The 17,883-nt window shown below is 39.2% G+C and carries 18 protein-coding genes; 13 read left to right on the top strand and 5 right to left on the bottom strand.

The genetic code is table 11. From position 1 onward, the window contains the following. The first annotated feature begins 51 nt into the window (after window positions 1–51). The 11 genes from J580_RS14670 (at window position 52) to alr (ending at window position 10,019) form a co-directional block, all read left to right on the top strand. Window positions 52–807, top strand: a complete 756-nt coding sequence (locus J580_RS14670) for an RDD family protein (protein ID WP_002119677.1) — start codon at window positions 52–54, stop codon at window positions 805–807. Between the two features lie 316 nt (window positions 808–1,123). Further along, window positions 1,124–2,176 (top strand): ubiquinol oxidase subunit II, encoded by a 1,053-nt coding sequence (gene cyoA / locus J580_RS14665; RefSeq protein ID WP_002119579.1) that lies wholly within the window; start codon window positions 1,124–1,126, stop codon window positions 2,174–2,176. A 3-nt stretch (window positions 2,177–2,179) separates the two neighbouring features. Further along, entirely contained in the window at window positions 2,180–4,171 is a 1,992-nt protein-coding gene (cyoB, locus tag J580_RS14660; RefSeq protein WP_005068497.1) for a cytochrome o ubiquinol oxidase subunit I, read from the top strand. A gap of 4 nt (window positions 4,172–4,175) precedes the next feature. Further along, window positions 4,176–4,796, top strand: a complete 621-nt coding sequence (gene cyoC, locus J580_RS14655) for a cytochrome o ubiquinol oxidase subunit III (RefSeq protein WP_002119759.1) — start codon at window positions 4,176–4,178, stop codon at window positions 4,794–4,796. After that, window positions 4,796–5,125, top strand: a complete 330-nt coding sequence (locus tag J580_RS14650) for a cytochrome o ubiquinol oxidase subunit IV (protein ID WP_000094534.1) — start codon at window positions 4,796–4,798, stop codon at window positions 5,123–5,125. The genes cyoC and J580_RS14650 overlap by 1 nt, the downstream gene beginning before the upstream one ends. Before the next feature lie 10 nt (window positions 5,126–5,135). Then, on the top strand, window positions 5,136–6,014 hold the full coding sequence (cyoE, locus tag J580_RS14645) for a heme o synthase (RefSeq protein ID WP_005073589.1): 879 nt from the start codon (window positions 5,136–5,138) through the stop codon (window positions 6,012–6,014). Window positions 6,015–6,195: 181 nt separating this feature from the next. Then, on the top strand, window positions 6,196–6,579 hold the full coding sequence (gene rpsF, locus J580_RS14640; protein ID WP_002119610.1) for a 30S ribosomal protein S6: 384 nt from the start codon (window positions 6,196–6,198) through the stop codon (window positions 6,577–6,579). Window positions 6,580–6,590: 11 nt separating this feature from the next. Further along, window positions 6,591–6,818, top strand: a complete 228-nt coding sequence (gene rpsR / locus J580_RS14635) for a 30S ribosomal protein S18 (protein ID WP_000090661.1) — start codon at window positions 6,591–6,593, stop codon at window positions 6,816–6,818. An 8-nt stretch (window positions 6,819–6,826) separates the two neighbouring features. Further along, complete coding sequence (rplI, locus tag J580_RS14630; RefSeq protein WP_000382591.1) at window positions 6,827–7,273, top strand: 50S ribosomal protein L9; 447 nt, start codon at window positions 6,827–6,829, stop codon at window positions 7,271–7,273. 197 nt (window positions 7,274–7,470) lie between these two features. Beyond that, on the top strand, window positions 7,471–8,916 hold the full coding sequence (gene dnaB, locus J580_RS14625; RefSeq protein WP_002119718.1) for a replicative DNA helicase: 1,446 nt from the start codon (window positions 7,471–7,473) through the stop codon (window positions 8,914–8,916). Window positions 8,917–8,948: 32 nt separating this feature from the next. Next, window positions 8,949–10,019 (top strand): alanine racemase, encoded by a 1,071-nt coding sequence (alr, locus tag J580_RS14620; RefSeq protein WP_081403656.1) that lies wholly within the window; start codon window positions 8,949–8,951, stop codon window positions 10,017–10,019. A gap of 59 nt (window positions 10,020–10,078) precedes the next feature. Here alr and J580_RS14615 read toward each other — a convergent pair whose 3' ends face one another. The 4 genes from J580_RS14615 to J580_RS14600 are packed head-to-tail and all read right to left on the bottom strand — an operon-like array spanning window position 10,079 to window position 13,781. Beyond that, a complete protein-coding gene (locus tag J580_RS14615; RefSeq protein ID WP_002119721.1) occupies window positions 10,079–10,813 on the bottom strand; it encodes a proteasome-type protease in 735 nt (244 codons plus the stop codon). A 16-nt stretch (window positions 10,814–10,829) separates the two neighbouring features. Then, window positions 10,830–11,609, bottom strand: coding sequence for a transglutaminase family protein (locus J580_RS14610; RefSeq protein WP_032004698.1), 780 nt, complete (start codon window positions 11,607–11,609; stop codon window positions 10,830–10,832). 2 nt (window positions 11,610–11,611) lie between these two features. After that, window positions 11,612–12,208, bottom strand: a complete 597-nt coding sequence (locus tag J580_RS14605) for an alpha-E domain-containing protein (RefSeq protein WP_032004697.1) — start codon at window positions 12,206–12,208, stop codon at window positions 11,612–11,614. A 22-nt stretch (window positions 12,209–12,230) separates the two neighbouring features. After that, entirely contained in the window at window positions 12,231–13,781 is a 1,551-nt protein-coding gene (locus tag J580_RS14600; protein WP_014207140.1) for a circularly permuted type 2 ATP-grasp protein, read from the bottom strand. A 225-nt stretch (window positions 13,782–14,006) separates the two neighbouring features. On the opposite strand from J580_RS14600, the gene J580_RS23695 reads away from it, so the two are divergent. Then, the gene (locus J580_RS23695) at window positions 14,007–15,014 is read left to right on the top strand and encodes a helix-turn-helix transcriptional regulator (protein WP_002119763.1); all 1,008 of its coding nucleotides are present in this window, start codon (window positions 14,007–14,009) and stop codon (window positions 15,012–15,014) included. Between the two features lie 373 nt (window positions 15,015–15,387). On the opposite strand, the gene mnmG is transcribed toward J580_RS23695, so the two are convergent. Further along, window positions 15,388–17,268 (bottom strand): tRNA uridine-5-carboxymethylaminomethyl(34) synthesis enzyme MnmG, encoded by a 1,881-nt coding sequence (gene mnmG / locus J580_RS14590; RefSeq protein ID WP_005068479.1) that lies wholly within the window; start codon window positions 17,266–17,268, stop codon window positions 15,388–15,390. 232 nt (window positions 17,269–17,500) lie between these two features. On the opposite strand from mnmG, the gene J580_RS14585 reads away from it, so the two are divergent. Next, entirely contained in the window at window positions 17,501–17,731 is a 231-nt protein-coding gene (locus tag J580_RS14585; protein WP_000859008.1) for a hypothetical protein, read from the top strand. Window positions 17,732–17,883: the final 152 nt, after the last annotated feature.

Here is a 17,883-nt window from a genome sequence, read left to right as displayed (position 1 = left end):
AAGGCCCATCCGTGGGTCTTTTTTCATCTTTAGAATAGAGAATTTTTATTTATGCAAATTTACTTGGCACGTAATAATCAACAAGCTGGGCCTTATACTTTAGAACAAGTAAATCAAATGTTGGCTAGCCAACAAATTTTGTTAACTGATTTAGCTTGGCATGAAGGCATGACAGAATGGAAAGCTTTAGGAGAATTAACCCAAGGTAAACTTGTATATCAACCTATCGGTTATTCTGTACCTACAATAAACACGAATACATCAACTAATGAAACTATTCGTCAAATTCGTGTAGAACCTAAAGTTCATGAACTTGCGTCTATTCCGGCTCGGGCTTTAGCAAAAATTATTGATTTATTGCTTTGGTTACCAATCGCTGCAATTCCTTCTTTTTTCTTTAATGAAGCTCAATATAAGCAATTATTCGAGCTGCAAAAACAGATGCAATCTGCCGAAGTCGCATCGACTAAAGCTGCAGAATTGCAACAACAACTTTTTACTTTAATTCCAATAGAAGCTTGGCATTCAATGCTTCTTTACGTCGTAATTATGCTTGCAATTCAAGCCGTTCTTTTGACAAAGTTTGGTCAGAGTATAGGCAAGAAAATCGTTGGAATTAAAATTGTAGATGCTGAGGACAATAGCAAGGTTAATTTAACTCGCATCTTCTTATTAAGAAGTATTGTTTTTATCATATTAAACTTACTGTTTATGCCGATCAGTACAATTATTGACTATGCTTTTGCATTAGGACAAAAGCGACAAGCTTTACATGACAAAATTGCAAGAACAAAAGTGATCAAATGATAGTGAATGACTCATTCATTTAATGTCTAAAAAAAGAGGAGGCACCCTGCCTCCTTTTTTCTATAGTGAGTTGATATTTAAATAAAAGCTCTATTGAAATTAGATACCCTACAAAAAAAATCGGGTTTTAAAACAATTATTTCAGCCTACTTTATGTATAGCTTAGTTTGTCGATATGAGGCATAATGCCCTACAACGTAGCGGTGTCATATAATTGAGAAGTCTAAATTTAAGGATTAGCGTTCTCAATCATGCGACACTTTAATCGCTATCCCATATTTAATTAGGGAATGGGACTCTTCACCGAGGTTGTAAAATGAGACAAACGATTTTAGCTGTATTGTCTTTATCAACGCTTGCCGCACTTTTGACTGGGTGTGGTGGTGATATGGTACTTCTAAACTCTAAAGGTCCAGTTGGTCAAGGTCAAAGTGACCTTATGATGACTGCGATCTATTTAATGTTACTTGTGGTGATTCCTTCAATCATCATGGCATTATGGTTTGGTTGGAAATATCGCGCGTCAAATAAAGATGCAGACTATAAACCTACATGGGCACACTCAACTGCAATTGAAGTTGTAGTATGGGGTATCCCTGTCATTATTATTGGTATTTTAGCTTGGTTAACTTGGTGGGGTTCCCACAAGTATGACCCATACCGTCCTTTAGAATCAGATAAAGCACCTTTAACTATTCAAGTTATTGCTGAACAGTTTAAGTGGATCTTTATTTATCCTGAACAAAACATTGCAACAGTTAACGAAGTACGTTTCCCTGAAAAAACTCCGTTAAGCTTTAAAATCACTTCTAACTTTACAATGAACTCATTCTTCATTCCACAGTTAGGCGGCCAGATTTATGCAATGGCAGGTATGCAAACTCACCTTCATTTGTTAGCAAATGAAACTGGTGTATATCGTGGTTTCTCTTCTAACTACTCAGGTTACGGTTTCTCTCAAATGCGTTTCAAGGCGCATAGTGTTACAGAGCAACAATTCAACGAATGGGTAGCAGCGGTTAAAGCAGGTAATGGTTCAACCATTAACCCAGAAGCAGTTCAAAAAACTACGCTTGACCAAGCTGAATTGGCAACCTTACGTGATGGTAACCGTTCTAAGCATCAGATCGAGCATTTAGTAAATCGTGCTAAAGCTGCTGGTGATGAAAAAGCAGTTGCTGAAGCTGAAGCTATGAAACCGTTCCCGACTAAGCCACACCCTGTGACTTATTACTCTACTGTTGAGCCTAAATTGTTTGAAACAATTATCAACCACTATATGAGTAACTATCATGGTGTTGACCACTCTGCTGAACACGCAACAGCTGACACTCATGCTGCAGCTGAACACGCTGCTCAAGGGGAATAAGACATGGATATGATTTTTGGTAAACTGGGTTGGGACTCTATCCCGACAGAGCCAATCGTACTTGTCACCATGGTCCTTATGGCAATTGGTGCAATTGCAGTGCTTGGCGGTATCACCTATTTCAAAAAATGGGGATATTTGTGGAATGAGTGGTTTATTACGGTAGACCATAAAAAGATTGGTATCATGTATATCATCGTATCTGTTGTCATGCTTCTGCGTGGTTTCGCCGATGCGATCATGATGCGTTTACAACTTTTCCTCGCTAAAGGCGGCGGCGAAGGTTATCTACATCCTGACCACTATGACCAGATCTTCACCGCACACGGTGTAATCATGATCTTCTTCGTAGCAATGGGTCTCGTTGTAGGTATGATGAACATCTCTGTACCTTTACAGATTGGTGCTCGCGACGTTGCTTTCCCATTATTGAACTCTTTAAGCTTCTGGTTATTCGCTGGTGCTGCTGGTTTAATGATGCTTTCACTTGTATTAGGTGAATTTGCTGCGACTGGTTGGATGGCTTACCCTCCTCTATCTGGCATTCAATATTCTCCTGGTGTAGGTGTCGATTACTATATCTGGGCACTTCAGGTTTCTGGTCTAGGTACGCTTTTATCTGGTGTTAACTTCTTCGTTACCATCATCAAAATGCGTGCGCCTGGCATGAAATTAATGGACATGCCTATTTTCACATGGACTTCACTTTGTACGGCTGTATTAATCATTGCATCATTCCCTGTATTAACAGGTACTCTTGCAATGCTTACTCTTGACCGTTACTTCGGCTTCCATTTCTTCACAAATGAGCTTGGCGGTAGCCCAATGCTTTATGTGAACTTGATCTGGACATGGGGTCACCCTGAAGTATATATCTTGGTATTACCAGCATTTGGTCTATACTCAGAAATCGTTGCAACCTTCTCTCGTAAAGCGTTGTTCGGTTACAAGTCTATGGTGTATGCAACTATCGCGATTACTGTTCTTGCGTTCGTTGTATGGCTTCACCACTTCTTCACCATGGGTGCTGGTGCGAACGTTAACGCGTTCTTCGGTATCATGACCATGGTTATTGCGATTCCTACTGGTGTGAAAATCTTCTCTTGGTTATTCACTATGTATAAAGGTCGCATCACCTTTACTACTCCAATGTTATGGACGCTTGGCTTCCTTGTAACATTCGGTATCGGTGGTTTAACTGGTGTACTTATGGCTGTTCCACCTGCGGACTTCTTGGTACACAACTCATTATTCTTGATCGCTCACTTCCATAACGTAATTATTGGTGGTGTGGTGTTTGGTATGTTTGCCGGCATCATTTACTACTGGCCAAAAATGTTTGGTTGGAAGCTCAACGAAGCATGGGGTAAAGCTGCGTTCTGGTTCTGGTTCTTCGGTTTCTATTTTGCATTCATGCCACTTTATATCCTTGGTTTCATGGGTATGACTCGTCGTTTGAATACATATGACAACCCTGAATGGGATCCGTACCTTGCGATTGCATTATTTGGTGCTGTTCTTGTTGCGATTGGTATTGCATGTTTCTTAATGCAAATCATCGTTGGTTTCTTACAACGTAAAGACAACATGGACCTTACTGGCGATCCATGGGATGCTCGTACGCTTGAATGGGCGACCTCTTCCCCTGCTCCGTTCTATAACTTTGCGCATGAACCAGATGCAAGCGGTATCGACCGTTTCTGGACTGACAAAGAAAATGGTGTAGCATACGCACGTAACACTAAATATGAAGACATCCACATGCCGACTGATCGTGCTGCTGGTTTTGTCATTGCAATGTTCATTACTCTTCTTGGCTTTGCACTCATCTGGCATATTTGGTGGCTCGTTGTTGTTTCATTCGTTGCAGCTGTTGTTAGCTTGATCGTAAGCTCATTCACTAAGAATGTTGACTACTACGTTCCTGCTGCTGAAGTTGAGCGTATTGAAAACGAACGCTATGCTTTACTTGAAAAACACTTGAAGAAGGACTAAGGAAATGGCTGAAGTACTTCATCACGACAACCACGGCCATGACGGTCATCATGAACATGATGATACCGACTTAACGGTTTTTGGTTTCTGGACATACTTGATGAGTGACTTGATTCTTTTCGGATCACTCTTCATTGCGTTCGCTGTATTAAGCAGTCATGTTCCAGCAGGCACTCCAAGCGCATATGACCTATTCCATGACTCATTAGGCTTCGTGTTAACTGAAACATTTGCCTTATTGATTTCATCGGTAACCTTTGGTTTTGCTGTACTTGCATCTTATAAAAAGAATGTAAATCAAGTTATCACTTGGTTATTTATTACATTCCTTTTTGGTGCATCGTTCATTGGAATGGAAGTCTATGAATTCCATCACCTTGTACATGAAGGCCACGGTCCAACTCACAGTGCATTCTTATCATCGTTCTTTACTTTGGTTGGTACACACGGTATCCACGTAACTTCTGGTTTAGTGTGGATGCTTGTATTAATGTATCAAATTAAAACTAAAGGTTTGACTTTACCGAATACACGTCGTCTTGCTTGCTTAAGCTTGTTCTGGCACTTCCTTGACATCGTTTGGATCTGTGTATTCAGCGTCGTTTACTTACTGGGAGTTCTCTAATGAGTAGTCATGAGCATAATGCTGCTGGTGCGTCACACGGTAACTTTAAGCAATACACTGTTGGATTTATCCTTTCTGTTATCCTCACCATCATCCCTTTCGGGATGGTGATGGCGGGTGGTTTCAGTCGTGGTCTTTTAGTTACAGTGATTGCAATCACTGCGGTTGCTCAGGTTCTTGTACAACTTGTGTACTTCCTACACATGAATACATCATCTGAACAACGTTGGAATATGATTGCATTCATCTACACAATCCTATGTATCGCCGTACTTTTAATCGGTTCTGTGTGGATTATGAATTACCTTCACTACAATATGATGATCTAAACTGATTGTCATGTTGAGAAAATATCTATTCCTGACTAAACCAGGAATTCTCTTCGGTAATTTCATTACCACCTTGGGCGGCTTTTTCTTAGCCGCCCAAGGCTCTATAGACATCTTATTATTACTTCTCACCCTACTTGGAACAACTTTAGTTGTGGCTTCTGGTTGTGTAGTTAATAATGTTATAGATCAAGATATTGATACAAAGATGCAGCGCACTCAAAACCGTGCACTTGTTAAAAAAACAATCTCTCCTACTGTTGCGCTGATATATGCATTAGTGCTTGGAGTAATTGGTTTTAGCATTTTGTGGTTCGGTGTAAATGGTTATGCATTTTTGTTTGCAATGATTGGTTTTATTGTCTATGTCGGTTTTTATAGCTTGTGGACCAAACGTACTTCAATCCATCAAACCGTCATTGGTAGTATCTCCGGAGCGAGCCCTCCTGTTATTGGTTATACAGCAGTAACTCATCAATTTGATGTGGCAGCCTTGCTTTTGTTTTTAGCATACGCTTTATGGCAAATGCCTCACTCTTGGGCAATTGCAATTTATCGTTTTGATGATTACAAAAATGCGGGAATTCCAATTTTGCCTGTAGCACGTTCTATTTATCGTACGAAAATTGAATGTGTAATCTATATCCTATTATTTGCAGCTGTTTTAAATGGGTTATATTGTTTTGGCTATACCAATGTATTCTTTTTAATTACCTTTAATGCTTTGACTGCATATTGGTTATATTTATCAGTTATTGGATTTAAAGCCGTAAATGATCAATTGTGGGCTAAACGTTTTTTCCTGTACTCGGTCATATTAATTACCCTGTTAAGTTTGAGCTTTAGCTTTACCTATCAATCCCCTGCTCCAAATCTTCCTCTCTTTTAAACAAGAGAGGATTTCCTCTTTATAGTAAAGAAGTTTTACTTTTCTGATCAAAAGATTTGTTTTTAGTCGAACTTTTACCTATAATTCAGCCTTCGCAATTTTTGCGACATAACTTATTAAGTTATGACTCCTTGCTTCTAATTTTTTTATTAGGGGCTGTTTAAACCGTAAGGAGCTGACAATGCGTCATTACGAAATCGTACTTTTGGTACACCCAGACCAAAGCGATCAAGTTGTAGGTATGGTTGAACGCTATATCTCTCAGATCAAAGAAGCTGAAGGTCAAATTCACCGTTTAGAAGATTGGGGCCGTCGTCAATTGGCTTACCCAATTAACAAAATTCACAAAGCGCACTACATTCTTATGAATGTTGAATGTGGTCAAACTACGCTTGATGAGTTAGAAGAATTATTCCGTTATAACGACGCGATCATTCGTAACCTTATCATCCGTCGTGAACACGCAATCACTGAAGAGTCATTGCTTGCTAAGAGTGCTGAAGAAAAGCGTGCGCGTAAAGCTCAACGCGAAGAAGCACAGCAAGTTGCTCAAGAAGCTGAATAAGGAGAACATCAATGGCACGTTTTTACCGTCGTCGCAAGTTCTGCCGCTTTACAGCTGAGAATGTTGCGTACATCGACTACAAAGATATCGACACTTTAAAACAGTACATCACTGAAAACGGCAAGATTGTTCCTAGCCGTATCACTGGTACTAAAGCTCGTTATCAACGTCAATTAGCACTTGCTATCAAACAAGCTCGCTATTTGTCTTTGATTCCGTACACTGACAACCATAAGTGAGGTGATCTGTGGACGTTATCTTATTACAACGCATTAAGAACCTTGGTAAATTAGGCGATAAAGTATCAGTTAAAGCTGGTTACGGCCGTAACTTCCTTATCCCTCAAGGTAAAGCAGTTGCAGCTACTGAAGCTAACACTGCTGCTTTTGAAGCTCGTCGTGCTGAACTTGAGAAGCAAGAAGCTGAAGTTTTAGCTGCTGCTCAAGCACGTGCTGAACAATTGAATGAAGTTAACATCGTTATCACTGCTAAAGCTGGTGACGAAGGTAAACTCTTCGGTTCTATCGGTACTCGTGACATCGCTGACGCATTAACGAATGCTGGTCTTACAGTTGACCGTGCAGAAGTTCGTTTACCAAATGGCGCGCTTCGTCACACTGGTGAATTCAACATCGCAATCCAATTGCACCATGATGTTGTTGCAGAAGTTCTCGTTACTATCGTATCTGAGTAATTTCTCATCAAAAAAAGAGCATGCTTTTGCATGCTCTTTTTTTATGTTTCAAATTTTAAAATAAGATATATTAATTCCTGATCAGTTCTTCAGTTTAATTGGTTTTTTAATTAGGTAGTTTATTTAATTTTGTTTTAAGATAGTTCTCGGCTTTACAGCCTCCTTGTGTACACCTTTCTTTATCATCAGGTCTAATTATGTCTCAGGCGAATGCCACTTCTTTAGCGCTTTCATCTCCAACAGAAAATAAAACGAGTGAATCAGGCCAACTTAAAGAGTTTCGCACTCCCCCACACAATTTAGCTATTGAACAAGCTGTGCTAGCTGCCCTGATGACAGTTGCTGAATCTTTCGAACAAGTTAACGATGTACTCAAAGAAAATGATTTTTACGCGACTCGCCATAAATATATTTTTCGTGCAATCGAGAAATTAGCACAAGAAAACTCACCCTATGATGCTGTCTTAGTAAGTGACTGGCTCTTAAAACAAAATTTACTTGATGCTATCGGTGGCGAAGAATATTTAATGCAGCTCATGGCTGACTCACCTTCAAGTTTCTATAACTTAGAAACTTATGCTACTAAAATTAAAGAATTTTCTACGCTTCGTAGCATGATTAAAGTTAGTACTGAAATTTTACAAAATGCTTATGACACGAAAGGCCGCGGTGTTAGTGAAATTTTAGACTTAGCTGAAACAAGTATTTTCTCATTAGCAGAACAACACAATAACAATAAAAAAGATGCTGGTCCTAAATCTATTAGTTCTGTTACCGCAGACGTAATTAGTAAGCTTGATGAGCTTTCAAAATTAGATGGCAATATTACAGGTTTAACGACAGGCTTCTTAGAACTTGATAACAAAACATCTGGTATGCAACCTGGTGACTTAATTATTGTTGCTGCACGTCCATCGATGGGTAAAACTACTTTTGCCATGAATCTGGTTGAGAGTGTTTTGCAATATAATAAGTTACCTGCTCTGGTCTTTTCAATGGAGATGCCAGCAGACTCGATTGCGATGCGTCTTATTTCCGCAATGGGTAAAGTCCATCAAGGACATTTACGTTCGGGGAATTTAGATGCAGATGAATGGACCAAGGTGACTGGTACAATTTTGCAGCTTCAGCAAATGCATTTATATATTGATGACTCATCAGCCCTACCTCCAACTGAACTTCGTGCCCGTGCTCGTCGTGTTGCCAAAATGCATGATGGTAAAATCGGTTGCATCATGGTCGATTACTTGCAGCTCATGAAAGTCCCGGGCATGGGTGATAACCGTGTAGGCGAGATCTCGGAAATTTCACGTAGCTTAAAAGCATTAGCAAAAGAGATGCAATGCCCTGTTATCGCACTTTCCCAGCTTAACCGAAGTCTGGAAAACCGTCCAAATAAACGCCCTGTAATGTCCGACTTACGTGAATCTGGAGCGATCGAGCAGGATGCCGACTTAATTATGTTTATTTACCGTGATGAGGTTTATAACAAAGAGTCAAAAGAAGCCGGCACTGCAGAAATTATTATTGGTAAGCAGCGTAACGGTCCAATTGGTTCAGTTCGTCTTGCTTTTGAAGGTCAATATACTCGATTTAGTAATCTCTCTCCTGAGTATTACAGCCAATATGATGATGAAGAATAAGCTCTATCTCTAGCCCAAAGGAGTAAATGAGGGTGCGCCAAGCAACAGTTTATATTGACCGCAATGCACTTCAATATAACTTAAACCGTGTCAAACAACTCGCAACAAATTCAAAAATTGTAAGTATGGTAAAAGCCAATGCTTATGGACATGGAATCAAAGACTGTTTAGCAGCCTTAAATGCATCAGATGCCTTTGGTGTCGCCTGCCTACAAGAAGGTTTGGAAATCCGTGAACTCGGATTTCAACAACCTGTCACTTTAATTGAAGGGGTATTTTCTGAAGATGAAATGCCAATTGCAATTAAACAAAAATTTGAATGTGTCATTCACCATCCACAACAATTTGAATGGTTAATTAAACACAAACAAGCGTACATCAATCAAGGTTTAAAAGTCTGGGTTAAACTTAATAGTGGGATGAACCGGTTAGGTTTTAAAAATCCAGAAATTATTGAAGTTATTAAGACTTTAAAATCTGAAGGATTTACTTGTGTACTTGCAATGCATTTCGCAAATGCAGATGTAGACCATCCACTTAACGAGCAACAAAAACAACAATTTCTACAGGTTAAACAAGCTTGTGATCCAGTGTTAGCTTCTTGCTGTAACTCTGCTGCTATTTATAAATGGCCAGAGTTACATTTTGATTATGTTCGTCCGGGTATCATGCTTTACGGCGCCTCGCCTTTTGCAGATCAAACAGTCCATGATCTTGACTTAAAACCAGTGATGACTTTTTCAGCAGAAGTGATTGCACTCAATCATATTCAAACTAATGAACATGTCGGTTATGGATCAACTTTCTGCGCTACGCAAGCAATGGATATCGCGATTGTTTCTATAGGTTACGGTGATGGTTATCCACGAGCTTATATTAAACAAAACTATGTCGCTATTGATAACCAACCCTGTGCGGTTGTAGGGCGAGTGAGTATGGATATGATTGCAATCGACGTGACAGGCATGAAAGTAAAATTAGGCACTCCAGTTGAACTCTGGGGTCCGCATCGCCTAGTTGATGATGTTGCGGATGCTAACGGAACGATAGGATATGAATTACTCTGTCGCTTAAGTAATCGCCCCACTCGTAAAAGCACTTAAATAATAAAATATAAAAAAATCCAAGCATGCTTGGATTTTTTTATGTAAACATTCAAAATTTATCGCCAGTAATCATCTGTAGGCTTTGGCATTTCCTGTAATCCCCGACGAAGAGTATCTGACCATTGTTTACTAATCTGTGAGAAATAAGGATCATCTTCGGTAATTCGTTTTCCCATGGGAATAACAAAGCTATCTTTAATGTAGACCAATGCATCGAGTGGTAAGCCAACAGAAACATTTGAACGCAAAGTCGAATCAAAAGAAATCAGGCTACAACGTAATGCATCGTCTAGTGGCATTGCATAATATAAAGCTCGATCCAGAATAGGCTTCCCATATTTACTCTCACCTATTTGAAAATAAGGTGTATCTGTAGTTGCGCAAATGAAATTGCCTTGTGGATAGACATTATAAAGTTGCATGTCACCACCCTTAATCTGCCCACCTACCAAAATACTACAGGCATAATTCATTTGTTCTTGGGTGTCCGAACTAATATCCTCTAAAACAGTTTTTAAGGTTTTGCCAATTAGTTCAGCCGCCTCAAACATCGTATTAACACTATATAGATTAGGCTCTTGCTGCAAAGTCAGAGCATTTTGCAAATGACCTATAACAGCTTGCGTTGTTGCTAAGTTACCTGCAGTTTGCAAGGCAATAAAACGTTCTCCGGTAACGCCGAAAGTATGCAGTTTTCGGAACACAGAAATATGGTCAACTCCTGCATTGGTTCTTGTGTCACTAATAAACACTAAACCTTGTTCCAATCTTAACGCACAACAATAGGTCATTTCATTCTCTTTACATTCAACATGCCAACACTTGAACCACAGACATCATGTTCTCAACTCCACCTTGCTCTCTTACGCCACGAATAGGTGCCACATCGAGATAGTCACGTCCTACTGCAAGGTAGATATGATGTTTGGGTGTAAACAACTGATTGCTTACATCAAAACAATACCACTGATTTTCTAAAAATACCTCCGCCCAAGCGTGACTGGCCAGGTGCGGATAGTTTTGATCAAATAGATAACCAGAGACATAACGTGCAGGTAATTGGAGCGCACGACACATCGCAATTAAAATGTGAGCATGATCTTGGCATACACCTTGACCAGCATGAAATGCTTCGATCGCAGTTGTCTGAACTGAAGTACTTTCAGGCTGATAAAGTATTTTTTGCAAGATATATTCGCTTAATAACGCAATATGCTGTCGATCCTTGACCACTACAATATGTTTGGCAAAGTCCAACATTTCCGAATCACATCGAGTTGCACCTGTCATCTGCAAAAACAAATTTGTAGGTGTAGAGAGATCTACACAACCTAGTTCTACATTTTGAAGCTCAACAATTCCTTGGGCCATAAATGTAAGATGTTGGTATGGATAACGCTGACTAGCCGTCATCCATACATTGTTAAATATATCTCTCTTTATTGTTTTATCACCCGGCACGCTAATTGCCCAATTCATAACATGTTGGTGAGGCGATGTTTTAGGCATCATTTTAATATACTGAATGCTGTTCCGAGCAGTTTCAGTATAGCTATAATGCGTTTGATGATTAACCATCAATTTCATAATCAGCCCTCAAACATATTTTCCAACTGCTGTGTAAAAGTATAGTAAGCGTCCCACGTAAGTTGCTGCTTTAGTGCTTGCCAATTTTCATTTGTATTTTCCCAATTCAAATTAGCGAGCTGTTGCACCACTATATCTAGCTCTGATATGAGAACAGATAAATCTTCTCCAAAACGCAGTTCTATATCAAATTGCTCTATTTTTTGGCCTAAATGCAAAAATAAACGAACATCTTCATGTTCCGCTTCTAGTATTTGCGAGCATTGTTCGACCGCTTTACTCAATGCATCAGGTTGAGCTTGAAGCGTATTAATCACATTATTTAATTCTGCATAAGCATGTGATGACAAAATACCTCTTAGTTCCTGAATATTATCTTTAGCAATAATGAGCTGGTTCAGTAATGAAAATGTTTGCTTCTTGTCTAACATATAGTGATTTAGTAATTCAGCATTTTCTATGACCAAACCAAATGCTGCTGCAAATCTTGTTGCTTTCTCATCTTCTGTAAAGGGTAAATGAGAGGCTGCAAATTTAACTCGCATCAAATATCGACCCAACCAATATATTTGATGCGCACTCGAATTGAGTAAAACCATAAAGTTCCTCTTTAACCCACAATCAGGAATGTAATGTTTCAACAACCCATGTATCTTTTATACCGCCACCTTGAGACGAATTTACAACTAAAGAACCCGCCTGCATGGCCACACGTGTTAAGCCACCAGGCACAATCTCTGTACGATAAGGTGAGCTCAATACAAATGGACGCAAATCAATATGACGCTCAGCCACCCCGCCTGTCGTTAAAGTTGGAGCGACAGATAAAGCTAAGGTAGGCTGCGCAATATACATATGTGGCATCGCAATCAATTTTTTTCTAAATTCATCAATTTCGCATGAGCTTGCTTTAGGTCCAATCAACATGCCGTATCCGCCCGAACCTTGTGCTTCCTTAACAACTAATTGATCAAGATTAGAGAGTACGTAATCTAAGTGTTCTTCTTTACGGCACTGATAAGTGGGTACATTTTTTAGAATTGGTGTTTCATCTAAATAATATTGAATCATTTGATCTACATAAGGATAGATAGATTTATCATCAGCTACACCCGTTCCAGGTGCATTTGCAATCACGACATTTTTTTGTAAATAAGCAGACATAAGCCCTGCCACACCTAAAGCGCTGTCTGGTCGAAATGCTAAAGGATCTAGAAAGTCATCATCTAAACGGCGGTAAATTACGTCTACTTTTTGACGCCCGCGGATAGTTTTGACAAATACTTGATCATTTTCTACAAATAAATCCCGATTTGTAACTAATGGCACATCCATTTCACGCGCTAGAAAAGCGTGCTCATAATAAGCACTGTTAAAACGCCCTGGTGTTAGCACCACAATAAAGGGTTGATCTGCAGAAGAATTTTCTTGCAATATTTCTTTTAAAAGTTTTGGATAATGCTCAATCCCTTGTAAATTATTGGCTGTACATAGCTCAGGCATTAATTTCTGGCTAATATTCCGGCTCTCAATCATATAAGACACCCCAGAAGGTGTTCTCAAATTGTCTTCTAATACAAAAAACTCCCCTTCACCATCACGGATAATATCGATCCCACTAATTTGTGAATAAATTTTTCCCTTTAAAGAATGTTTAAGCATATGGGGCTGGAAAGCATCATTTCCCATAATTTGTTCTTCGGGAATGATTTGTTCTTTTAAAATATGTTGTCCATGATAAATATCATCTAGGAAATAATTTAATGCTTTAACACGCTGTGCACAGCCTGAGGCAATTTTTTCCCATTGTTTTTTCTCGATTACTCTTGGAATTAAATCAAAAGGAATAGTGCGCTCCGTTCCTTCTTTATCACCATAAACATTAAAAGTAATCCCATGATAAAGAAAATGCTGTTTTGCTTGAGTATTTAACTCCTTTAACTCATCTAAAGTACGGATGCTCAACCATTGTTCAATTTTTTTAGAAGCGGCACCATTTGACGTTACATCATCAAGCATCTCATTAAAGAACTGTGATTTAAGTTGCTCAAAGAGATTAGTTTGCACAGAAATATGTTCTAAAAAAGAGGTTGGGTTAATGAGTGCTGTTGTTGTCTGCTCTTGTATAAAAAAATCATTATCTAGATGTAATTCATGCTCTTGTTCTGACATAACCACCTCGTCTTATCATTTATCTATATTTCATTTTTAAATAAGCAATTTCAGTGCCACTTATATATCTGTAATACTTGTACGGCATCATTGTTATAACTTTCTTCTAAATCTTATCATCGTTTGCCCAATGGGCTATAAACTGAATCTGACAAACTTGCTAAATCTGTAAAGTTTTTTTATTGTGTTGACACCAAAGCAATTGGATATAGATGTATTACGCTTATGTCTGTAATAGAAAAAGAAACTTCGAATAGTTTATATCGCCAATGGCAGATCTTGTCTCGCCTACCGACCGGTAAATGGATCGGAACTCGAGAATTGCAAGAAATGCTTGAGCGCGAAGGTATTGATATTAGTTTAAGGACTATTCAGCGTGACTTAAATCAAATTGCTCAGCGTTTTCCGATAGAGAGCAATAAAGCCGTACCTCAAGGCTGGCGGTGGCAATCCGATGCACCTATTCAAAGCTTACCTCACATGACAAGTTCTCAAGCGGTAACCTTTATGATGGTTGAGGAGCACCTTAAGCACCTCCTTCCCCCGAGCCTGCTTGATGAGATGGGACCATGGTTCGATTTGGCCAAACGTAGTCTCTCTACTCAAAATAATGTGAGACAGTGGATTAACCGTGTACGTATTGTTCCGGCAAGCCAACCGTTAATTCCACCTGTAGTTGACCGAAATGCTCAACAAGCAATTTATGAAGGCTTGCTCCAAGACAAGCAAATAGAATGTGTTTATCGGGCACGAGTCAATCAGGGTGAAGACAGAACTTATGTTTTAAATCCTTTGGCTTTGGTACAAAAAGGTGCAGTCATTTATTTAATTTGCACACGACATGACAAAACTGAAGTGCAAACATTTGCTCTGCACCGTTTTAAATCAGCAAAAGTATTAGACAGTCGAGCACTGCATCCAGTTAATTTTGATATTGATCATTATATTGACTCAGGGGCTTTAGGCTTTAGAGTGGACTATAACCAACCAACTGAATCAATTCAGCTCACCTTAACCATGACAGAGCAAACTGCGAAAACCTTTTATGAAAGTCAGTTAAGTAAAGACCAAACGATTACTCCGCTTGAAGAAAATATTGTAGAAGTTTCAGCGACTGTACCTTTTACATCTCAACTAGTATGGTGGCTACGTAGTTTTGGTAAGAAATTACTGCATATTGAGCCAGTACAAGTACATAATGCTGTGCGAGAAATTGAAACTGAGAATAAATAGATATAAAAAAGAGAACCGTAAGGTTCTCTTTAGATTTTGAATTATAATTTTCTTAATTTTATATTGTTCTTATTTTTTTACTTGTTTCAGATCAATGTATTCTCCCCCACCAAAACTGATCTGCTCTTTCTTTTGCGCTATTTTGAACATGAGCATTGGCATGCCATTTCATATCCATTGTAGCGAATTGATTTCATTGTCATGGTTAAAGCCCTCTTGTTTGAACGTGAATTCAATATAACTGGCGGCTTAAAATATGTGAAATAATAAAAAAAGGAAGCGAAATCTCTTTTCTTCCTTAGGAAGTTTCCATATATTTTTTGAATAGAAAATAAAAAAGCCCAATAAATGGGCTTTTTGTACATTTAAATGATTAAGCTGTTTTCTTAATCATATTGTTTTTGCGAATTGTGATCATTACGAGTTGAACTGCTGCTGGCGTAACACCAGGAATACGGCTTGCTTGAGCTAAAGTTTCTGGAAGAACTGTTTTTAACTTCTGCGTGATTTCACGTGACAACCCAGACACGACATCATAGTCAAAGTCGGCAGGAATTTTAGTTTCTTCAAGACGCTTTAATTGAGCAACATCTTCATGCTGACGGTTAATGTAACCTTCATATTTCACAGCAATTTCAATTTGCTCCCCCACTTGTTCTGAAACTTCAGAACCAGTAAGTTCAGCAATTTGACCGAAGGTGATATTAGGGCGCTTGAGCAAATCAATCGCACTACATTCCTTACTCAAATCAGCACCCGTCATTTCAACGAATTTTTTACCCATAGGGTTATTTGGTGCTGCCCATAAATGTTGTAAACGAGAGGTTTCACGCTCAACCGCTTCCATTTTCTCGCAATAAGCAGCCCAACGAACATCATCAACCAAACCAAGTTCACGACCAATAGAAGTTAAGCGCTGATCCGCATTATCTTCACGCAACATCAAACGATATTCAGCACGTGAGGTAAACATACGGTACGGTTCTTTAGTACCTAACGTGATGAGGTCATCAACCAACACACCCATATAAGCTTGGTCACGTTTAGGCGTCCATTCTTCTTGCTCCCACGCACGACGCGCAGCATTTAAACCTGCAAGTAAACCTTGGGCACCAGCTTCTTCATAACCTGTTGTACCATTAATTTGACCAGCAAAGTACAAGCCATTAATCGCTTTAGTTTCAAGTGTAAATTTCAAAGCTTGCGGATTGAAATAATCATATTCAATTGCATAGCCCGGACGTAAGATATGAGCATTTTCCATACCACGAATTGAACGTACAAGCTCGAACTGAACATCAAACGGTAAAGAGGTCGAAATACCGTTTGGATAAAGCTCGTGTGTATCTAGACCTTCTGGTTCCAAGAATACTTGATGTGAGTCTTTATCAGCGAAACGGTGAATCTTATCTTCGATTGATGGACAGTAACGCGGACCTACACCTTCAATAACACCAGTGTACATTGGTGAACGGTCTAAACCACCACGAATAATATCGTGGGTTTTTTCATTTGTATGCGTGATATAACAGTTTACTTGTTCAGGGTGCATAGAAGCATCACCCATGAATGACATGACTGGAGACGGGAAATCACCTGGCTGCGGAATCATGACTGAAAAATCAACTGAACGTGCATCAATACGTGGCGGAGTACCAGTTTTTAAACGTCCTACTGGTAATTTTAATTCACGTAAACGCTGAGCAAGTGCAATAGAAGGAGGATCTCCCGCACGACCACCGCTTGATTTTTCTAAACCAACGTGGATGACACCACCCAAGAATGTACCTGTAGTCAACACAACAGTTTTAGCATCAAAGCGAATACCCATTTGGGTAACAACACCTTTAACGGTATCGCCTTCAACAATCAGGTCATCTGCTGCTTGCTGGAAAATATCAAGATTTACTTGATTTTCCAAAGTATCACGAATGGCAGCTTTGTAACGAACACGGTCAGCTTGAGCACGTGTTGCACGCACAGCTGCACCTTTACGCGAATTTAAAATACGGAACTGAATACCACCTTTATCGGCAGCTAGAGCCATTGCACCGCCAAGCGCATCAATTTCACGGACTAAGTGAGACTTACCAATACCACCAATTGCTGGGTTACAACTCATTTGGCCCAAAGTCTCAATGTTATGGGTCAAAAGCAAAGTCTGTCGTCCCATACGCGCAGCAGCAAGGGCCGCTTCCGTACCTGCGTGACCGCCACCGATAACGATAACATCATAAACTTTAGGATAGTGCATGAGTACAAAAACACCAGAAAAAAAAGACGGAACATTATAGCAAAATTATCTGCTTATTGATGTACATAATTACAAAATTGTCTTCACATAATTTACGCTACGCCACATGATTTGACATTTTGTTTCATGAATTCAATACAAAGTGAATGTTTTTAAAATTAATTCATCTTAGAATAAAAAATGTACAGCACTTCTATGACTTTAAAATTAACGCAACGAGAAGGAATACAAAATGAAAACGACCATGTTAAAAATCTTAACTGCATCTCTAATTTGTTTTTCAGGTGTAACTTTTACCCATGCTGCTGACACGAGCAAAGCCGAAACGCAAAAACAAATTCGAGTCTGTGCAAAAAAACAGCAAGGTGAATGGGTCTCTTACAATCACAACGGCGTAACCTTTAACGGTACTTGCCAACCAAACGAAAATGGCAAGTTACAATTTAAGGCCCCTGCTCCTTAATCTGTTTTGACATAGGTATAGAAGAAGTCATTTATTTTCCGCTATATCTCATCAGTATTTTCAAAGACGGTCCATTAAAGATGGGCCGCTTTCTTTTTTAAAATGGTCTAGTCCGTTACAATACGCCTTTAAATAAAATTTTTAGGTCCTTT

The sequence above is a fragment of the Acinetobacter sp. 1542444 genome, from assembly GCF_000581835.1.
Classification (GTDB): Bacteria; Pseudomonadota; Gammaproteobacteria; order Pseudomonadales; family Moraxellaceae; genus Acinetobacter; species Acinetobacter pittii.
The sequence above is the reverse complement of the archived record's forward strand: the minus strand, read 5'-3'. Positions and strand labels throughout refer to the sequence as shown.